14 protein-coding genes are annotated in these 19,629 nt (G+C 74.3%); 10 read left to right on the top strand and 4 right to left on the bottom strand.

The annotated features are described in order from the left end of the window. Nucleotides 1-6 precede the first annotated feature (6 nt). Nucleotides 7-1,098 (top strand): glycosyltransferase family 4 protein, encoded by a 1,092-nt coding sequence (locus F9B16_RS05140; RefSeq protein WP_151538656.1) that lies wholly within the window; start codon nucleotides 7-9, stop codon nucleotides 1,096-1,098. Here F9B16_RS05140 and trxA read toward each other — a convergent pair. After that, entirely contained in the window at nucleotides 1,079-1,402 is a 324-nt protein-coding gene (trxA, locus tag F9B16_RS05135; RefSeq protein ID WP_151538655.1) for a thioredoxin, read from the bottom strand. The two genes, F9B16_RS05140 and trxA, sit on opposite strands and share 20 nt — an antisense overlap. Nucleotides 1,403-1,404: 2 nt before the next feature. Beyond that, nucleotides 1,405-2,406: a lysylphosphatidylglycerol synthase transmembrane domain-containing protein gene (locus F9B16_RS05130; RefSeq protein ID WP_225991363.1), complete on the bottom strand. Its 1,002-nt coding sequence runs from the start codon at nucleotides 2,404-2,406 to the stop codon at nucleotides 1,405-1,407. Nucleotides 2,407-2,502: 96 nt separating this feature from the next. Between F9B16_RS05130 and F9B16_RS05125 the strand changes: the two genes are divergently transcribed. From F9B16_RS05125 to F9B16_RS05100, 6 genes are all read left to right on the top strand, one after another. After that, nucleotides 2,503-3,207: a class I SAM-dependent methyltransferase gene (locus F9B16_RS05125; RefSeq protein WP_151538654.1), complete on the top strand. Its 705-nt coding sequence runs from the start codon at nucleotides 2,503-2,505 to the stop codon at nucleotides 3,205-3,207. A gap of 180 nt (nucleotides 3,208-3,387) precedes the next feature. Further along, a complete protein-coding gene (locus tag F9B16_RS05120; protein ID WP_151538653.1) occupies nucleotides 3,388-4,557 on the top strand; it encodes a glycosyltransferase family 4 protein in 1,170 nt (389 codons plus the stop codon). 37 nt (nucleotides 4,558-4,594) lie between these two features. Next, the gene (locus tag F9B16_RS05115; RefSeq protein ID WP_151538652.1) at nucleotides 4,595-5,662 is read left to right on the top strand and encodes a mannose-1-phosphate guanylyltransferase; all 1,068 of its coding nucleotides are present in this window, start codon (nucleotides 4,595-4,597) and stop codon (nucleotides 5,660-5,662) included. Further along, nucleotides 5,655-6,599: a DNA-3-methyladenine glycosylase family protein gene (locus F9B16_RS05110; RefSeq protein ID WP_225991362.1), complete on the top strand. Its 945-nt coding sequence runs from the start codon at nucleotides 5,655-5,657 to the stop codon at nucleotides 6,597-6,599. Before F9B16_RS05115 ends, F9B16_RS05110 begins: the two co-directional genes overlap by 8 nt. A gap of 395 nt (nucleotides 6,600-6,994) precedes the next feature. Then, a complete protein-coding gene (locus tag F9B16_RS05105) occupies nucleotides 6,995-9,547 on the top strand; it encodes a bifunctional FO biosynthesis protein CofGH (RefSeq protein ID WP_151538651.1) in 2,553 nt (850 codons plus the stop codon). Between the two features lie 91 nt (nucleotides 9,548-9,638). Then, the gene (locus tag F9B16_RS05100; RefSeq protein WP_151538650.1) at nucleotides 9,639-10,655 is read left to right on the top strand and encodes a substrate-binding domain-containing protein; all 1,017 of its coding nucleotides are present in this window, start codon (nucleotides 9,639-9,641) and stop codon (nucleotides 10,653-10,655) included. Between the two features lie 11 nt (nucleotides 10,656-10,666). On the opposite strand, the gene F9B16_RS05095 is transcribed toward F9B16_RS05100, so the two are convergent. Both F9B16_RS05095 and cofD read right to left on the bottom strand, forming a co-directional pair. After that, nucleotides 10,667-11,953 (bottom strand): coenzyme F420-0:L-glutamate ligase, encoded by a 1,287-nt coding sequence (locus F9B16_RS05095; RefSeq protein ID WP_151538649.1) that lies wholly within the window; start codon nucleotides 11,951-11,953, stop codon nucleotides 10,667-10,669. Continuing rightward, the gene (cofD, locus tag F9B16_RS05090; RefSeq protein ID WP_151538648.1) at nucleotides 11,950-12,900 is read right to left on the bottom strand and encodes a 2-phospho-L-lactate transferase; all 951 of its coding nucleotides are present in this window, start codon (nucleotides 12,898-12,900) and stop codon (nucleotides 11,950-11,952) included. Before cofD ends, F9B16_RS05095 begins: the two co-directional genes overlap by 4 nt. A 172-nt stretch (nucleotides 12,901-13,072) precedes the next feature. On the opposite strand from cofD, the gene F9B16_RS05085 reads away from it, so the two are divergent. The 3 genes from F9B16_RS05085 (at nucleotide 13,073) to F9B16_RS05075 (ending at nucleotide 19,619) form a co-directional block, all read left to right on the top strand. Further along, nucleotides 13,073-14,032 (top strand): hypothetical protein, encoded by a 960-nt coding sequence (locus F9B16_RS05085; protein WP_151538647.1) that lies wholly within the window; start codon nucleotides 13,073-13,075, stop codon nucleotides 14,030-14,032. Between the two features lie 282 nt (nucleotides 14,033-14,314). Beyond that, the gene (locus tag F9B16_RS05080; protein ID WP_171064042.1) at nucleotides 14,315-14,530 is read left to right on the top strand and encodes a WhiB family transcriptional regulator; all 216 of its coding nucleotides are present in this window, start codon (nucleotides 14,315-14,317) and stop codon (nucleotides 14,528-14,530) included. A 274-nt stretch (nucleotides 14,531-14,804) separates the two neighbouring features. Continuing rightward, a complete protein-coding gene (locus F9B16_RS05075; RefSeq protein WP_192808628.1) occupies nucleotides 14,805-19,619 on the top strand; it encodes a DUF5719 family protein in 4,815 nt (1,604 codons plus the stop codon). Nucleotides 19,620-19,629 lie beyond the last annotated feature (10 nt).

Here is a 19,629-nt window from a genome sequence, read left to right as displayed (position 1 = left end):
GGTCTAGTGCGGATCGCCGTCGTCGGCCCCGCCTTCCCCTACAAGGGGGGCGGCGCCCACCACACCACCGAGCTGGCGCGGCGGCTGGCCGCGGCCGGGCACGACGTCGCCATCGAGTCGTGGCGCGCCCAGTACCCCGGCTTCCTGTACCCGGGGCAGCAGACGATCGCCGAGCCGGAGGGCGAGCCGTTCCCCGGCACCCGGCACCGCCTCGACTGGCGCCGTCCGGACGGCTGGTACCGCACCGGCCGGGCGCTGCGGGCGTACGACCTGGTCGTGCTGGCCGTGCTGAGCCCCGTCCAGGTTCCGTCCTACCTGGGCATACTCGCCGGTCTCCGGCGCCGGGCGCCCGTGGTGGCGCTGTGCCACAACGTGCTGCCGCACGAGCGCAAGGTCTACGACGAGCCGCTGATGAAACGGCTGCTGCGCAAGGTCGACGGCGTCCTCGTCCATTCGGAGGCGCAGGCGGAGCTGGCGCGGGGGTTGACGGCGCGTCCCGTCCGCGTGGCGGAGATGCCCGCGCACCTGCCCGCGTCCGGCGGCGTGCCCGCCGACGACGGCAAGGTGCGGCGGCGGCTGCTGTTCTGGGGGATCGTCCGCCCGTACAAGGGTCTGGACGTCCTGCTGCGCGCGCTCGCCGAGGGGCCCGGCGACGTCGGGCTGACCGTCGCGGGCGAGTTCTGGGGCGGCCTGGACGAGACCCGGGAGCTGATCCGGTCGCTGGACCTGGCGTCCCGGGTGGACCTGCGGCCCGGCTACGTGCCCGCCGCGGACGTCCCCGGCCTGTTCGCCGCCGCGGACGCGCTCGTCCTGCCGTACCGGACGGCCACCGCGTCGCAGAACGTGTGGATGGCCTACGAGCACGGCCTCCCGGTGATCGCGACGGACGTCGGCGGGTTCGCCGAGCAGGTCCGCGACGGCGTGGACGGCCTGATCTGCCCGCCCGGCGACGCGCCCGCGCTGGCCGAGGCCATCACCCGGTTCTACGCGCCGGGGGAGCCGGAGCGGCTGCGCTCCGGCGTCCGCCCGGTCGACCACGGCCCGGTCTGGGCCGCCTACCTGGAGGCGCTCACCGCGCTCACAGGTGGGGCTCGATGACCTTCAGCAGCGCCCGCTTCGGCTTGGCGCCGGTGATCTGCTCGACGACCTCGCCGTTCTTGAGCAGCAGCAGCGTCGGCAGCCCCAGCACGCCGTACTTCTGCGGGGTCTGCGGGTTGGCGTCGTAGTCCAGCTTGGCGATCTTGATCCGGCCGTCCTGCTCGGCCGCGATCTGGTCCAGGACGGGGGCGATCATGCGGCAGGGGCCGCACCAGTCCGCCCAGAAGTCGACGAGCACCGGCACGTCGCTGTTCAGGACTTCCTCGGCGAACGTGGCGTCGGTCACGCTGATGGGGGCCGTCACGGTCACTCCTTCGTAGGCTTGGTACCCCTGACAAGCGCGTGGCGATCGGCTTCATTCCCGCCTTCGTCCGCGGACAGGGCGGCCTCCGCGCGGTGGCGGCGGGCGGAGCGGCCGAGCAGGAGGCCGGCGCCCGCGTTGAGCAGGTCGGCGACCGTCAGCACGACGCGCGACGCGATCGCGACCACGACCGGCGCGCCCGCCGGCAGCACCGGCGTCAGGACCACCGTCAGCGCGGCCTCCCGCGCGCCGATGCCGCCCGGCGCGATGAAGACGAGGAACCCGGCGACGAACGCCAGCGCGTAGGCGCCGGTCGCGAGGAACGGGAGCCCGGGGCCGTCGCCGCCGACGGCCAGGCACAGCAGCCAGGTGTGCACGCCGAACAGCGCCCACCCGAGGACCGTCCAGCCGACGGCCCGCAGCGTCACGCCGAGGCTGACCGGATGCTCCAGCGGCGGCCGCCGGACGAGCTTCAGCATGAGGTCCAGCGCCCACGTCACGACCTTCGGGTGCAGCGCCGCGAGCATGAACGGGGCGAGCAGGAACAGCCACCAGTACTCGCGGCGCGCCGCCGCGGACGTCAGCGGCAGCGTCACCGCCGCCACGGCGAGCCCGCACGCCGTCGAGGTCGCGACGGCCAGCAGCGTCGAGCCGAAGCTGCGCTCCGCCGGCACCTTGTGCTCGCGGGCCATCTCGATCTGCGTGACGAGCGCCCACACCTTGCCCGGCACGTACTTGCCGAGCTGGGAGACCGCCGAGATCCGGTAGGCGACCTGCAGCGGCAGGTGCGAGCCGAGGCCGCCGAGGAACGTCCGCCACCCGAGCGTCCACGCGAACAGGCCGGCCAGGCCCGTCACGAGCGCGCCGGCGAGCGTGGGCCAGGACATCTCCCGGAACGCCTTCGTCGTCGCGTCCCACTGGTGGATCACGCTGTAGGCGCAGAACCCGAGCGCGAGCAGTACCAGCAGCACGCGCAGGGCCCGCATGGCGACGACCTTGATGTTCACGCGCCCAGCGTAGGCGAACCCGGATCGCGGCGTGCCCGGCCTCCGCGGAGCCGCTTCGGCCGCGCCGCCGCCCTCCGCGCCCTACAGTTGGGGGCGATGAAACTCTCGGATGTGGTCGCCTTCATGGGGCACCAGGTACACGTGTGCCGGTACCGCGAGGCGGGGACGCTGCTGTCCTGGATGGGACGGGACCTGCGCGGCAAGCGGGTCCTCGACGTCGCCGGCGGCGACGGCTACTGGGCGGGGCGCGCGCGCCGCCGCGGGGCCCACGCCGTCTCGATCGACCTGGCCCGCAACAAGATGGTGTACGGCCGGACGCTCGCCGACGCGCCCGCGCTGATCGAGTGCGACGCGCTGCGGCTGCCGTTCGGCGACGCCTCGTTCGACGCGGTCCTGTCGGTGTGCGCGATCGAGCACTTCGACGACGGCGGGAGGTCCCTGGACGAGATGGCGCGGGTGCTGAAGCCCGGCGGTGAGATCTTCATGTCCGCCGACGTGCTGAGCCGCGCGGACGCCTGGCCGAAGCTGCGGGACGCGCACAAGGCGAAGTACCACGTCCAGCACACCTACACCCACGAGAGCCTGCGCAAGCTGATGGACGAGCGCGGCCTCGACCTCGTGCGGCACTCCTACCAGTTCAGGACGGCCGCGACGGAGCGCCTGTACCTGTCGCTGTCGACGTACGGCGGGAAGGTCGGCTTCAACGCGGCGGCCCCGCTGGCGCCGCTCGTCGCCCTCGCCGACCGGAGCGCGCCGAACCAGCAGGGCAGCATCGTCCTGGTACACGCGCGCAAGAGATAGGTGTGGGGCCGGGCCCGGAGTGAAAGGTATGGGCCCGGGGGCTCGGGTAGGCCCTCACCATGACTCGCGGCGGCGAGGGGCGCGGAGGTCGCGCGCCCGGCACGGTCGCGGGCGTAGGCTCGAACGGTAAAGAGTGATCTACGCCACTACGGCGGAAGCGCCGGAATGGGGGAGTGGACCGTGGCGCCTCGGATCCTGCTCGACGCCACCGCGGTACCCGCCGACAGGGGCGGGCTCGGACGGTACGTGGACGGCCTGCTGTCGGCCCTGCACGCGCTCGGCGCGGACCTCGCGGTCGCGTGCCAGCGCGCGGACGAGAAGCGGTACGGCCAGCTCGCCCCGGGGGCCCGGATCGTCGCGGGCCCGGCGGCGCTGGCGCACCGCGCGACCCGGCTGGCGTGGGAGCAGACCGGTCTGCCGCATGTCGCCGACAGCGTCGCGGCCGACGTGATCCACCTGCCGACGTACACGATGCCGGTCAGCGCCGTCCGGCCGACGGTGGTGACCATCCACGACGTGACGCTGTTCGCGGAGCCGGAGGTGCACGACCCGGTCCGCACGACCTACGTCAAGTCGGCGACCCGGACCGCGGCCCGCCGCGCGACCCGGCTGATCGTCCCGTCGCGGGCGACGCGGGACGAGTTGGTCCGGATCCTCGGCGCCGACCCCGAGCACATCGACGTGGCCTACCACGGCGTCGACCACGAGGTGTTCCACCGGCCGTCCGAGGCGGAGGTGAAGCAGGTCTCCGACCGGCTCGGCCTGCACGACCGCCCGTACGTCGCGTATCTGGGCGCGCTGGAGCCGCGCAAGAACGTCCCGAACCTGATCCGCGGCTGGGTGCGCGCGTGCTCCGGGCTGGAGGACCCGCCCGCGCTGGTCCTCGCGGGCGGCGGGGGCTGGGACGACGAGGTCGACGCGGCGATGGCGACGGTGCCGCCGCGGCTGCGGGTGCTGCGGCCCGGGTATCTGCCGTGGCCGTCGCTGCCCGGGTTCTTCGGCGGCGCGCTGGTGGTGGCGTTGCCGAGCCGCGGCGAGGGGTTCGGGCTGCCGGTGCTGGAGGCGATGGCGTGCGGCGCGCCGGTACTGACGACGCGCCGGGGCCCGCTGCCGGAGGTCGGCGGCGACGCGGTCGCCTACACCGAGCCGGACCCGGAGGGCATCGCGTCGGCGCTGACCGCGCTGAGCGGCGACCCGGCGCGCCGCGCCGGGCTGGCGGAGGCCGCCTACACGCGGTCGCTGGAGTTCACCTGGACCGCGTCCGCGGAGGCGCACATGGCCTCCTACGAGCGCGCCATCCGGCAGTACGAGGCCTCCCACGGTCGCGGGCCCGCGTCCGCCACCCACTAGGCTTCGTCACCACGGCCGTGGTGGAGAAAGGAGCCGAGTGGAAGCGATCCTCCTGGTGGGAGGCCAGGGCACCCGCCTGCGCCCGTTGACGATCTCCACCCCGAAGCCGCTGCTCCCCACGGCCGGCGTCGCGTTCCTGGCGCACCAGCTGGCCCGCGCGCACGCCGCCGGCGTCGAGCGCATCGTGTTCGCGACGTCCTACCGCGCGGAGATGTTCGAGGCGGCGTTCGGCCCGCGCGCGCACGGCGTCGACCTGGTGTACGTCAGCGAGTCGCAGCCGCTCGGCACCGGAGGCGCGATCCGCAACGCGGCGCGCGCGCTGACCTGCGGCCCGGACGACCCGGTGCTGATCCTCAACGGCGACATCCTGTCCGGCCATGACATGCGCGCCCAGGTGAAGGTGCACGAGAGCGCCGGCGCGGCGGTCACGCTGCACCTCACGGAGGTGGACGACCCGACCCGGTTCGGGTGCGTCCCGACCGACGGCGCGGGACGCGTCACCGCGTTCCTGGAGAAGACCTCCCATCCGGTGACGAACCAGATCAATGCGGGCTGCTACGTGTTCCGCCGCTCGGCGATCGACACGATCGCCGAGGACGAGGTCGTCTCCGTCGAGCGCGAGACGTTCCCGGCCCTCATCTCCTCCGGCGCCGTGGTCATGGGCCATGTCGAGTCGGGCTACTGGCTGGACGTCGGCACGCCGGAGGCGTTCGTCCGCGGGTCCTGCGACCTCGTCCTCGGCAAGATCGACTCGCCGGCGATGCCGGGCGGCCCGGGCGAGCGGCTGACCCTCGCCGGTTCGACGGTGTCGCCGGGCGCGGTGGTGCGCGGCGGCACGACGGTCGGGCGCGGCGCCGTGGTCGAGGCGGGCGCGACCGTCATCGGCAGCGTGCTGCTGGACGACGCGTTCGTCGCGGAGGGCGCGACCGTCCGCGACTCGGTGCTGAGCCGCGGCGCGCGCGTCGGCCCCGGGGCGGTCCTGGACGGGGTCATCCTCGGCGACGGCGCGGTGGTCGGGCCGGGCAACGAGCTGTGCTGCGGCCTGCGCGTCTGGCCGGGGATCGAGCTGCCGCCCACGGCGGTCCGCTTCTCCACCGATGCCTGACGGCCCGGCGGGCGTCGCGTCCGGGCCGCTGCCGGGACGTGCCGCCGGGGGGCTGCGGCGCGAGTGGGCGCCCGCCTTCGCCGTCGACGTGGGGGCGACGCTGGGCCCGCACCAGCGCGGGCACCACGATCCCGCGTTCCGGGTGGAGCGGGACGGGACGGTCTGGCGCGCGTCCTACACCCCGGAAGGGCCGGGCACGCTGCGGATTCGCACTCGCGGAGGCGTCGTCGAGGGGAACGCGTGGGGGCCGGGCGCCGAGTGGCTGCTGGACGGCCTGCCGGACCTGCTCGGGGCATCCGACGACCCGGACGGGTTCGAGCCGCACCACGAGATCGTGCGGCGGCAGGCGCTACTTCGGCCGGGGCTGCGGATCGGCCGGACGAACCGGGTGTTCGAGGCGCTCGTCCCGGCGGTGATGGAGCAGAAGGTCCTCGCCGAGGAGGCGTGGCGGGCCTGGGGGTACCTGCTGCGCCGGTTCGGCGAGCCGGCGCCGGGCGCGCCCGCCGCGCTGCGGCTGCGGGTCCCGCCGCCGCCCGCGGTCTGGATCCGGATCCCGTCGTGGGAGTGGCACCGGTCGGGGCTGGAGGCGGTCCGGGCCCGGACCATCATCGGCGCGGCGCGGGTCGCCGCCCGGCTGGAGGACGACCCGGCCGAGGCCCGGCTGCGGACGCTGCCGGGCGTCGGGGTCTGGACGGCGGCGGAGGTCCGGCAGCGGGCGGCCGGCGATCCCGACGCCGTCTCCGTCGGCGACTACCACCTGCCCGGCCTGGTCGGCTGGGCGCTGGCGGGCCGCAAGGTCGACGACGCCGGGATGCTGGAGCTGCTGGCGCCGTACGCGGGGCATCGGCACCGGGTCACCCGGCTGCTGGGATCGTCCGGCGCGCGCCCTCCGCGGCGCGGCCCCCGTCTTCCCGTCCGCGACTACCGGCGCTTCTGACCCTTTCCTTCCGGGCCTGGGCGGACCGGCGGGAGAGCCAGAAGTTGTCGGGGGTCCAGTTCAGGCCGTCGCGGGTGTCGGCGCCGGCGATCGGCGCGAGGACGGCGAGCAGGATGATGATCGCGAGCATGACCAGCATGGGACTGTCCTTCGGCGAGGGCCGTGCGGCGGTGGTTCCGCCCGGGGGGACGACCCTCTCGCACCTTTAGTTTGACTCAGTCCAACATTGAGGACTAGCGACTCTTTCTAGAGGTATTGATTAAGTTTCGCTACATCCCGGGTCGCGGCGGTCTCGGGGGAATAGTCGGAGCACGCGGCGGGCTGTATCCCGGTGATCGCCGGTTTCCCGGCCCCCGGCGCGGCGCAAAATATGACGATTGGCATAGAGTGCCCGCATGGAGGCCACGCAGAACGCGATCAGGCGGGCTTTGGCCCGTGCGCGTGACGGGAAGACGCTCGACCAGTCCGAGGCCGCGACGCTGCTGCAGGCCCGCGGCCCGCAGCTCGACGATCTCCTCGCCTACGCGGCGAGGACCAGGGACGCCGGTCTCGCGGCGGCGGGACGTCCCGGGATCATCACCTACAGCCGCAAGGTCTTCATCCCGCTGACCCGGCTGTGCCGGGACCGCTGCGGCTACTGCACGTTCGCGACCGTCCCGCACAGGCTGGACGCGCCGTACCTCAGCCCCGACGAGGTCCTCGACATCGCGCGGCAGGGCGCGGCGATGGGCTGCAAGGAGGCGCTGTTCACGCTCGGGGACCGTCCCGAGGACCGGTGGAAGCAGGCCCGCGAGTGGCTCGACGCGCACGGCTACGACGACACGCTCTCGTACGTGCGGGCGATGGCGATCCGGGTGCTGGAGGAGACCGGGCTGCTGCCGCACCTGAATCCCGGCGTGCTGACCTGGCGGGACTTCCAGCGGCTCAAGCCGGTCGCGCCGTCCATGGGGATGATGCTGGAGACGACCGCGACGCGGCTGTTCAGCGAGCGCGGCGGCCCCCACTTCGGGTCGCCGGACAAGGACCCGGCCGTCCGGCTGCGGGTGCTGGAGGACGCCGGCCGGACGAACGTCCCGTTCACCACCGGCATCCTCATCGGCATCGGCGAGACGGTCGAGGAGCGCGCCGACGCGATCTTCGCGATCCGCCGGACGATGCGGGAGTACGGCGCCGTCCAGGAGGTGATCGTGCAGAACTTCCGGGCGAAGCCGGACACCAAGATGCGCGACACCCCGGACGCCGAGCTGGAGGAGCTGGCCGCGACGATCGCGGTGACGCGGATCGTCCTCGGACCGAAGGCGCGCGTCCAGGCGCCGCCGAACCTCGTCGCCGACCAGTACGCGCTGATGCTGCGCGCCGGTATCGACGACTGGGGCGGCGTGTCCCCGCTGACGCCGGACCACGTGAACCCCGAGCGTCCGTGGCCGCAGATCGACGAGCTGGCCGAGCGGACCCGCGAGTCGGGCTTCGAACTGCGCGAACGCCTCACGATCTACCCCGAGTACGTCAAGCGCGGCGAGCCGTGGCTGGACCCGCGGCTGATCGGGCACGTGTCCGCGCTGGCCGACCCGGCGACCGGGCTCGCCCGCGAGGACGCCGTCCTCGAAGGGCGCCCGTGGCAGGAGCCCGACGGCGGGTTCGAGGCGTCCGGGCGCACCGACCTGCACACCGAGATCGACACGACCGGCCGCACGTCCGACCGGCGCGACGACTTCGACGAGGTGTACGGCGACTGGGACGCGCTCAAGGAGCGGATGAGCGCGCCGCAGCGGTTCGACGCCGACGTCAAGTCCGCGATGGCCGCCGCCGAACGCGACCCCGCCGGCCTGTCCGACGACGAGGCGCTCGCGCTGCTGCACGCCGACGGCCCGGAACTCGACGCGCTCGCGAAGCTCGCCGACGACCTGCGCCGCGACACGGTCGGCGACGACGTCACCTACGTCGTCACCCGGAACATCAACTTCACGAACGTCTGCTACACCGGCTGCCGGTTCTGCGCGTTCGCGCAGCGCCGCACCGACGCCGACGCGTACACGCTGTCGCTCCAGCAGGTCGGCGACCGGGTGGACGAGGCGTGGGAGGCGGGCGCCACCGAGATCTGCATGCAGGGCGGCATCCACCCGGACCTGCCCGGCACCGCCTACTTCGACCTCGCCCGCGAGGTGAAGCGCCGCGCCCCCGGCATCCACCTGCACTCCTACAGCCCGATGGAGGTCGTCAACGGCGCGTCCCGCACCGATCTGTCCATCCGCGAGTGGCTGGAGGCGGCGAAGGAGGCCGGCGTCGACTCGCTGCCCGGGACGGCCGCCGAGATCCTCGACGACGACGTCCGCTGGGTGCTGACCAAGGGCAAGCTGCCCACCGACCAGTGGGTCGAGGTCGTCACCACGGCGCACGAGATCGGCATCCCGACGACGTCCACGATGATGTACGGGCACGTGGACACCCCGGCGCACTGGGTCGCGCACCTCAAGCTGCTGCGCTCCATCCAGGAGCGGACGGGCGGGTTCAGCGAGTTCGTGCTGCTGCCGTTCGTCCACCACAACTCGCCGATCTACCTGGCGGGACTCGCGCGTCCGGGGCCGACCGTGCGGGAGAACGTCGCCGTCCACGCGCTGGCCCGGATCCTGCTGCACGGCGCCATCTCCAACATCCAGACGTCCTGGGTGAAGCTCGGCGACGAGCTGTGCACGCGGGTGCTGCAGGGCGGCGTCAACGACCTCGGCGGGACGCTGATGGAGGAGACCATCAGCCGGATGGCCGGGTCGGAGAACGGCTCGTTCAAGCCCATCAGCGAGCTGGAGGAGATCGCCGCGCGCGCGGGCCGACCCGCCAGGCAGCGCACCACCCTTTACGGCGAGGTCCCGCCCGAACGCCTCGAAGCCGCCCGCAAGACGGACGGAATCGGCCACTTCGGCCGCCCCACCCTCACCCTCACCCCTCGTTGAGTCGCGGCGTGTTGTCGCCATGGCGTCGTTCATGGCGCGGTTCATGGCGACAACACGCCGCAAACGAACGCGGGTCCGGTATGACTGACGCGTGAGGTGGAAGGTGTGGGCGGCCGCCTTGCTCGTCGTGACGGGCCTGGGCGGCGGGGCGTGGGCGCTCGGGCTGCTGCCGGGGCCGTCGTCGTGCGCGGGCGGGATCGTTCGCGTCTCCGTCGCCGCGCAGCCGGAGATCGCGCCGGCGCTGCGCGACGTCGCGTCCCGGTTCAACGTGGAGGAGCACCGCGTCGGCGGGCGGTGCGTCCGCGCGCGCGTCACGGCCGTCGCGCCCGCCGAGTTCGCCCGCCGGCCTGAGCTGCGGCGGCGCGCGGACGCGTGGGTGCCGGAGTCGTCGGTGTGGCTCGGCATCGTCCGCGACGCGGGCGGCGAGGACGTCCCCTCGGGCGGGACGTCGCTCGCCGAGACGCCCGTGGTGCTCGCCATGACCCGCCCGGTGGCGGAGGAGTTCGCCGCCGACCGCGTCGCCATGAGCTGGAAACTGCTGTTCAAGGACAAGACGGACGCCATGGGCCTCGCCCGCAGGGCCGCCGACCCCGCGGTCGGCATCAGCGGGGCGGTCGCGATGCTCGCCGTCGAGCAGACGGGTGGGAAGACCGGCGACGTCGCCGCGGCCCTGCGCGCGTCCGCGCCGTCACCGGCGGACGACGCGTCCGGCGGATCGGCCGCCGTCCTCACCGGGCTCACCACCGCCGGGCGCCTCGACCGGTCCCTCGTCGTCACCACCGAGCAGGCCGCCGTCGCCTACAACGACGCGCACCGCCCCAACCCGGTGACGCCGATCGTCCCGGACGAGGGCACGCTCATGCTCGACCACCCGTACGCCGTCACCGCCCGGGACCGGCGGCACCGCGACGCGGCGGCCGCGTTCGGCGACGCGCTCGGCGCCCGGTCCGCGCGCGACGCGCTCCAGCAGGCCGGGTTCCGCGCGCCCGACGGCACGTTCGGCGACGCCTACGCCCGCGACCACGGCCTCTCCGCGACCCCGCCCCGCGCCCTCCGCTTTCCCACCTCCAAGGAGCTGGCCGAGGCCCTCTCCTCCTGGAAACGCTGAGCCGTGGCGTGTCAGCGGACCTCGATGAACGCGTCGGGGGTCCGCGGCGGGCGGTCGCGGGGCGGGGCGGCCGGATGGCCGACGCCGACGGCGCCCATCGGGTCCCACTCGTCGGGCAGGTCCAGGGCCTCGCGGACGACGTCGCGGCAGAACATCGTGCTGGACACCCAGCACGACCCGAGCCCCTCCACCGCCAGCGCGACCAGCAGGTTCTCCACGCCCGCGCCGGTCGCGACGACGAACATCTCGCGCTCGGCGGTCGCGCGGCGCGCGTCCGGGTAGTCGTGCGAACCGTCCATGACCAGGCACGGGACGACCAGGTACGGCGCGCGGCGCAGCACGTCGCCGCGCCGCAGCCGCTTGGCGATCGACTCCTCGGAGAAGCCGTCGCGGCGCAGGTCGCCCTCCCACGCGTCGCGCATCGCGTCCAGCAGCCGGGTCCGGGACTCCGCGGACTCCAGCAGGACGAACCGCCACGGCGTCGTGTGGTGCGGCGCCGGCGCGGTGATCGCGGCGGCGACCGCGCGGCGCACCGCCTCCGGGTCGACCGGGTCCTCCGTGAACTCGCGGATGGTGCGGCGCGCGTGCAGCACGTCCGCCGACCCGTACCGGAACATGTCCTCGGCGGGCGGCCGGACGAGCTGCCGCGCCCCCGGCCCGTCATCGGCCGTGACCAGGTGGGACAGCCCGCGCACCACCGCGATCGGCACCCCGTCGAGCTTGCCCTTCACCAGCTCGGCCGCCGCCGCGATCTCGTCCGCGACCGCCGTGATGGTGGCTTCGAGGCGGTTGCCGTACTTGTCGTCGCTACCGCGCAGGTCGCTGAGCGGCGCGAGGCCCGCCACGCCGATCGCCGCGTCCGTCAGCCCGTTGCGCCACGGCCGTCCGAGCGTGTCCGAAACGATGACCGCGACGTCCCTGCCCGTGCGCTCCCGCACGCCCGCGCGGATGCGGCGCGCGGAGGCGTCGGAGTCCTCCGGCAGCAGCAGCACGGTGCCGGGCGCGGTGTTGGACGCGTCCACCCCCGCCGCCGCCAGCACCAGCCCCTGCCGCGTCTCCACGATCCGGGTCTCGCCGCGCGCGTGCCTGCGCCGCGCCACCACCCGCACCGTCTCGGCGTCGATCGCCTTCTCCCGGTCGTCCGCGACCAGGACCCGGCCCTCCGCCTTGCTCACGATCTTGGACGTGACGACCAGCACGTCCCCGTCCTCGACCAGGTCCGCCGGGACGAGCGCGGCGATGTCGTCGCCCTCGCCGACCTCCGGCAGCCCGGGAACGCCGAACACCTGCAGGTTCACGGTGCTTCCTTCTTCAGCTCCAGGGCCAGGTCGAGCGCCGCGCGCGCGATCGCCGCCGTCGCCTCCGGGTCGCTCATCAGCAGCGGGCGGGACCGCACCTCGATGCCCTCGACCCGCACGTCGCCGTCCGCCTCGTCGACCAGCCAGCCGTCCAGCAGCCCGAGCCCGTAGTGCTCGGCCACCGCCTTCGCCGACGTCTCCACCCCGATCGCGGTCAGGCACGCGTCCGCCATCCCGCGCACCGGGGCGCCGCCGATGATCGGCGACACGCCGACCACGGTGTTCGCCGCGACCGCCTCCCGGATGCCGGGGATCGCCAGGATCGTCCCGATGCTGACGACCGGGTTGGACGGCGGGAACAGCACCACGTCCGCCTCCTCGATCGCCTTCAGCACGCCCGGCGCGGGCTTCGCCTCGTCGGCGCCGACCGGCGCGATCGACAGCGCCGGCAGCGACGCGCGCAGCCGCACCCACCACTCCTGGAAGTGGATCGCCCGCCGGCCGTGCTCCGGGTCGTCGACCACCACGTGCGTCTCGACCTGGTCGTCGGTCATCGGGATCAGCCGCACGCCCGGCTTCCACCGGTCGCACAGCGCCTCCGTCACCGACGACAGCTTGTACCCGGCCGCGAGCATCTGCGTCCGGACGATGTGGGTGGCGAAGTCGCGGTCGCCGAGCCCGAACCAGCCGGGCCCGACGCCGTAGGCGGCGAGCTCCTCCTTGACGGTGAACGTCTCGTCCGTCCGCCCCCAGCCCTGCTCCTCGTTGATCCCGCCGCCGAGGGTGTACATCACGGTGTCCAGGTCGGGACAGACGCGCAGCCCGAACAGGGAGATGTCGTCCCCGGTGTTGCCGACGACGGTGATCTCCGCCTCGGGGGCGGCGGCCTGGAGCCCGCGCAGGAAGCGGGCGCCCCCGATGCCGCCCGCCAGCGCCACGATCCTCATGCCGATCAGCCTAGGGCGCCGGATGGGCGGCTCTCGACGCGCAGTGCGCGTTTCGCGTCCGCGAACCGCGCCTTTCTAGCGGTTTGGCGTGCCGCGGGGGACAGAGACGGGGCCGGGCGGGATGTGCAAAGCTTTGCGTGTCATCCGATTGCCTCGGTCTGGAGAAGTCACCGTGAACAAGGAAGCCGTCCAGCGCCTGCGCGAACCGGCCGCCTGGGTACTGCTCGCCTCCGCGGGCGTCCAATTGCTCGCGGGCATCATCCTGCTGCTCGGCGGCGGCGGTGCCTTCACCTACCGTGCGCTCGCGGCCGCCCAGGACACCCTGTTCACGCAGATCGTCTGTGTCGGGCTGGTCGTCCTCGCGGTGCTGCTGACGACGTGGGGCGCCGCGACCCCGCAGGCGCGCACCATCACCATGGGCGGGCTCGGCGTGCTCGGCGTCACCGCCCTGTTCGCCGTCATCTCCTGGCTGAGCGCGATGGCCGCCGACGGCGCGAGCGCACTCAGCAAGCTCGCGGTGTTCCTCGCCGGCGGCGGCAAGATCGCCGTGATCGGCGTCGGCGCCTGGTTCGTCTTCACCGTCTTCCAGGGCATGCAGCCGGCCCGCCCGCAGCCGCAGATGCAGCAGGGCTACCCCGACTTCGGCTACCAGCAGGGGCAGCAGCAGTACGGGCAGCAGGGCTACGGCCAGCAGCCCTACCAGCAGTACCAGCAGTACGGCCAGCCGGGCGCCGAGGGCCAGCAGTACGGCCAGCCGGGTGCCGAGGGCCAGCAGTACGGCCAGCCGGGTGCCGAGGGCCAGCAGGCCGCGCAGCAGCAGTACGGCCAGCAGTACGGGCAGCAGCAGTACGGCCAGCAGCAGTACCAGCAGTACGGCCAGCCCGGGCAGGCGCAGCCCGGCCAGCCGCAGGCGCAGCAGCCGGGGCAGCCGCAGGGCGGCGAGCAGCCGCAGCAGGCCGCCGACCAGCAGGAGGAGATGGGCGAGTGGACCCGCGCCTACGGCGGGTCCGGCCAGGAGGGCGCGGGGCAGCAGGGCCCGCAGGGCACCCACCCGGGGCAGCCGCAGGGCGAGCAGCGGCCCGACGAGGGCGGCGACTGGTACCGCGACAACCGGCCCCCGCCGCCGCAGTGACCGGCGCCGGTCGCGCGGCGATCCGCCGCGCTGACCCGCCGATTAACTGATCTTCATCTGAGGGTCGGCGAGGGGTTCACCACATAACCCGCTATGTCGCCCTGGAAACTCGTTCCGCTTGACGGGGCGGGCGCTACACGCGTGTAATTTCGTCGGTGTAGTTTCAATGCCTTCCCGGGGGAGAGATCTTGAGGACGGCATTGACCAGGGGGTTCCACGGGCAGGAGGTGCGCTGTGAGCGAGGTCGTCATCCCGCTGGCGCACGGCACAGACGGCGAAGAGATGGGCTGGCAGGAGCGCGCACTGTGCGCGCAGACGGACCCGGAGGCGTTTTTTCCGGAGAAGGGCGGCTCCACTCGCGAGGCCAAGAAGGTGTGCCGGGCATGCGAGGTGCGGACGGAGTGCTTGGAGTACGCGCTGCAGCACGATGAACGTTTCGGTATTTGGGGGGGACTGTCCGAACGCGAACGCCGCAAGCTGAAGCGCCAAGCCGTCTAGTTCCCGCCCAACGTGCCGAGCCGCCGCGCGAGCGCGTTATCTGACCGGTGGGGGCGATGCCGGAGGCGAGCCCCCACCGGGAAGCTCGCGAAGCGAGGTCGCGCTCGCCCAAGCCTGGTCAAGGGGCGAGCCGCCAGGCGAGCCCCTTGGGCCGGGATTGCAGGAAATACAGCGAAGCCACGCGTACAGTAAGCAGCCGTGCCGATCTGATGGTCGGCACGGCTGCTGCATTTCCAGCAGGGAACAACCCGTCGTCCCACAGATCGAGCGATCCTTGGCCCCCACACTCGATCGCCATGTCGTCACGGCGGTCCTCGTCGCCCACGACGGCGCGCGCTGGCTGCCCGAGGCGCTCAAGGCGCTGCTGACGCAGGCGCGGCCCGTGCAGCGCCTCGTGACCGTGGACACCGGGAGCCGCGACCGCGGCCCCGCCGTCCTCGCCGAGGTGATCGGCGGGCACGACGTCCTCACGCTGCCCCGCACCACCGGCTACGGCGAGGCCGTCGCGGAGGCGCTGCGCCAGGACGCCGCGTCCGCACCCGTCCCCGACGACGAGCCGGGCACCCCGAGGACCGAGTGGATCTGGCTGCTGCACGACGACTCCGTGCCCGACCACGACGCCCTCGGCCACCTGCTGCGGACCGCCGAGTCCGACCCGGGCATCGCCGTCCTCGGCCCCAAGATCCGCGACTTCGCCGACCGGCGGGTGCTGCGCGAGGCCGGGACGTCCGTCGACGCCGCCGGGCGCCGCTGGACCGGCGTCGACCGCCGCGAGTTCGACCAGGGCCAGCACGACGGCGTCCGCGACGTGCTCGCGGTGTCCAGCGCCGGGATGCTGGTGCGGCGCGACGTGTGGGACCGGCTCGGCGGCTTCGACGTCGAGTACGGCATCTTCCGCGACGACCTGGACTTCTGCTGGCGGGTCCACGCGGCCGGGCACCGGGTCGTCGTCGCGACCGACGCCGTCGTGTACCACGCCGAGGCGGCGCGGCGGGGGCTCCGCGAGATCGGGATGACGTCGGAGCATCCGCTCCGCCGCGACCGCCGCAACGCGCTGTGGACGCTGCTGGCGAACCAGCCGTTCCGCGCCATGCTGCGGTCGCTGGTCCGCAACGTGTGGGCGTCGCTGCTGCACGCGCTCGTCCTGACCATCACCAAGCGGCCCGCCGCCGCGCGCGCGGAGCTCGCCGCGCTCGCCGACGTGCTGCGCGATCCGGGCCGGCTGCGGCGGGCGCGCGCCGTCCGCGCCGAGGGCCGGGCGCGCGTACACCGCAGCGTGCGGCGGTTCCAGCCCCGGATGGTGGTGCTGCGGCGGGTCGCCGAGGCGGTCTCGGAGTTCTTCGCCGCGCACGAGCACGAGCGGGAGTCCGAGGACGAGATCACCGACGAGCCGGGCCCGATCCGCCGGCTGCTCGCCCGTCCCGGCGTGCTGCTGGTGCTCGCGCTGGCCGCCGTCACCGTCGCGGCGGAGCGGTCGCTGATCACCGGCGCCACGCGGCTCGGCGGCGGCGCGCTCGTGCCCGCGTGGGGCGGCGCGAGCGACCTGTGGGACCAGTACCTGTCGGGCTTCCACCCGGCCGGGCTCGGCACCGGCGCGGGCAGCCCGCCGTACGTCGGGTTCCTGGCGCTGCTGTCGACGGTCCTGTTCGGCAAGCCGTGGCTGGCGGTCGCGGTGCTGCTACTCGGCAGCGTCCCGCTCGCCGGGCTCACCGCCTACCGCGCGTCCCGCGTCCTGGTGCTGGAACCGCCGCGGACCGGCCGCCGCGCGCGCGCCGCCGCAGGCCGCCGCATCCCCGTCTCCGCCGTCCGCGTGTGGTTCGCCGCCGCGTACGCGCTGCTGCCCGCGGCGACCGGCGCCATCGCTGGCGGGCGGATCGGCACCGCGGTCGTCCTCGTCCTGCTCCCGCTGATCGCGGTGCAGGTCGCCCGCATGTACGGGCTGCCGCGCTTCGCCGCCGACCCCGCCACGCTGCGCAAGCGCGCCGGGCGCGCGGCCTGGGCGGTCGCGCTGATGCTGACCGTCGCGACGGCCTTCGTCCCGCTCGCGTGGCCGCTCGCGCTGGCCGGCGGCGGCCTGGTCTGGGCGCTGTTCGACCGGCGTCGCCGGCAGGACCGCCGCAACCTCGTCATCGCGCTCGCCGTCCCGCCGCTGCTGCTGTTCCCCTGGACGATCGGGCTCCTGCTGCACCCGTCGCGGTTCCTGCTGGAGGCGGGGCTGCACCGCTCGTTCGACCCCGCGACGGCCGCCGAGCTGCTCGCCCTGAACCCGGGCGGCCCCGGCACGCCGGTGTGGTGGACGTTCGCCGGGCTGTTCGCCGCCGCCGTGTGCGCGCTGCCGCTGCGCGGCCGCCGCACCGCCGTCCTCGCGGGCTGGCTGCTCGCCGTCGCGGGGCTGCTCGTCGCGATCCTCACCGGCGCCGCGACCGTCACCAAGGGCGCGGACGCGGCGCCCGCCTGGCCGGGCGTCGCGCTGATCTTCGCGGGCGCGGGGGTGCTGCTGGCCGCGACCGCCGCCGTCCAGCGCGGCACCGAGGTCCTCGCCGGCAAGCACCTGATCTACAAGGCGGGCGGCGCGGTCGTCGTCCTCGCCGCGCTCACGGCACCGCTGCTGGCGGCGGGCGCGTGGGTAGCGCGGGGCGCGGGCGGGCCGCTCAGCACGGTCGGCACGGACACCGTCCCCGAGTTCGTCAAGGCGCCGGGCGGGCCGCGCACCCTCGTCCTGCACGGCGCCCCGTCCGGACGCGTCTCCTACACGCTGCTGCGCGGCGACCGGCCGAGGCTCGGCGAGGCCGAGACCTTCGCGGACGGCCCCGGCGCGCGGCGCCTGGACGAGCTGGTCGCGGGCCTTGCCGCGAACCGGGAGGGCGACGACGGCCCCGCGCTGTCGCGTATGGGCGTCCAGTACGTGCTGGTGCCGCGCCCCGGTTCCGACCCGGTCACCAAGGTCCTGGACGCGGCGCCGGAACTGTCGCGCCTCAGCCGGACGGGATCGTTCGCGGTGTGGCGGCTGCAGGCGAACTCCGCCCGCATGATGCTCCTGCAAGGCTCCACCATCACACCGCTGCGCGCCGGCAAGATCGATGCGCGGGTGCGCATCCCCGCCGGTACCGGCGCGCGCACACTGCTGCTCGCCGAACCTGCGGACGGCGGCTGGAAGGCGGAGCTGAACGGCCACGGCCTCAAGTCGCGGACCGTGGACGGCTGGGCGCAGGGCTACGACGTTCCTACGTCCGGCGGCGAGTTCACCCTGACGCGCGGTATGGCGATGCGGCACACGTGGCTTGTCATCCAGGGTGTGGCCGTGCTGCTGGTCGCCGTCCTGGCGCTGCCGGGCGCGCGCGCGGAGACCCTCGTGCCGGGCGGCGACCGCAACCGCGAACGCCGCGACGGGCGAGGCCGCCGCGGCAGGCGCGGCGCACGCGGCGCACGCGGTGCCCGCCCGCGGAGGCACCGATCCTGCCCGCGGAGGCGCCGGCCCTGCCTGCGGAGGCACGGGCCCTGTCTGCGGGGGCATCGGAGCCGCGAGCCGAGCCCGAGTCCGCCTCCGAGGCTCCGCCCAAACCCGCGCCCAAGGCCGAGCCTGCGCCGAAGCCCGAGCCGGAGCCCGCGCCCGAACCCGTGGCCTCGGAGGAGCAGAGCTGACATGGACCGAGTGCTGAAGCTCCTCGGCATGCGCTACGCCATCGCCGCCCTCGTCCTGGTCGGCCTCGCCGCCCTCTACGGCGCGGCGTCGTTCTCCCGGCCCGGGAACGCCGTGGAGAAGGGACGCAGCGAGCCCGTCAACGCCGCCGTGATGGTCTGCCCCGGGCACGAGGGCGGCCGCGTCAGCGTCCAGTCCCTCCCGCAGAAGCGGACCGGCGGCCGCCTCGACGTGGCAAGCACCCGCGGCGGCTCCCCGCTCGCCTCCATGACCGCGACCGGCCAGGGCTGGGACAAGGACATGGGCACCACCGAGGACTCCTTCACCGTCCGGGCCACCGGCGCCCTCGCCGCCGGGCTCGAAGCGGAGCAGACCACCTACTGGCCTCGCGGCGACGACCGCGGCCTCGCTGGCGACCGCTGCGCCCGTCCCGGCACCGACCTGTGGTTCCTCGGGCCCGGCCCGCTCGCCGCCGACCGGCTCGACCTGTACCTCACCAACGTCGACGCCCAGCCGGCGTCCGTCGACGTCACCGGCCTGTCCGGGGAGGGGCCGCTCGACACCACCGAGGGGCGCGCCACCCCCGTCGCGCCGTACAGCACCAGCGTCATCAAGCTCGGCGGGCAGCCGGAGGGGCTCGGCGACATCGTCAAGACCGCCCGCGACCTCGCGCTCAACGTGCACACCACCGCCGGACGCGTCGCCGCGTCGCTGCGCGTCCGGATCGGCAAGAAGAAGGGCGTCGAGTGGCTGCCGCTGTCGCCCGAGCCCGCCGGATCCGTGGTCGTTCCCGGCGTGCCCGGCGGCGACGGGCAGCGCAAGCTGCTGGTCGCGGTGCCCGGCGAGGCCGACGCCCGGATCAGGGTGCGGGCCGTCACCGCCGACGGCGCCTTCGCGCCGCAGGGCCAGGACACCGTGGAGGCGCCCGCGCAGAGCGTCACCTCCGTCGACCTCGCCGGTGCCCTCTCGGGCCGCGCCGCCGCCGTCCGGCTGGACTCCGACCGGCCGATCATCGCCGGCTTCTCCGCCGCGCGCGGCGCCGACGTCGCCTACGGCACCGCCACCGAGCCGCTCGGCGGCGCGTCCGGGGCCTCCGCGGTCGTGTCCGACGACCGGTACGACACGTCCGTCGTCCTCACCGCGCCCGCCGGCCGCGCCGCCGTCCAGGTCATCACGATGGACGCGCAGGGGAAGGGCGCACCGCAGAACGTCGAGATCGGCGCCGGACGCACCGTCGAGACCAAGCTCGCCGCGCCCCACGGGAGCGGCGACAAGGGCTACGGGGCCGTGATCACGGTCAAGCCGGGGTCGGGCCCGGTGTACGCCGCCCGGATCATGGCGAAGGGCAAGGGCGACGGCTACCTGGTCACCGTCCTGCCGCTGATGCCCGCGCCGACCACCGTCCGGCTCCCGCCCACCGGCGACAGCCAGACCGCCCTCATCCACTAGCCGTACGTCG

Origin of the sequence: Actinomadura montaniterrae (genome assembly GCF_008923365.1) — a bacterium.
GTDB classification, from domain to species: domain Bacteria; phylum Actinomycetota; class Actinomycetes; order Streptosporangiales; family Streptosporangiaceae; genus Spirillospora; species Spirillospora montaniterrae.
The sequence above is the reverse complement of the archived record's forward strand: the minus strand, read 5'-3'. Positions and strand labels throughout refer to the sequence as shown.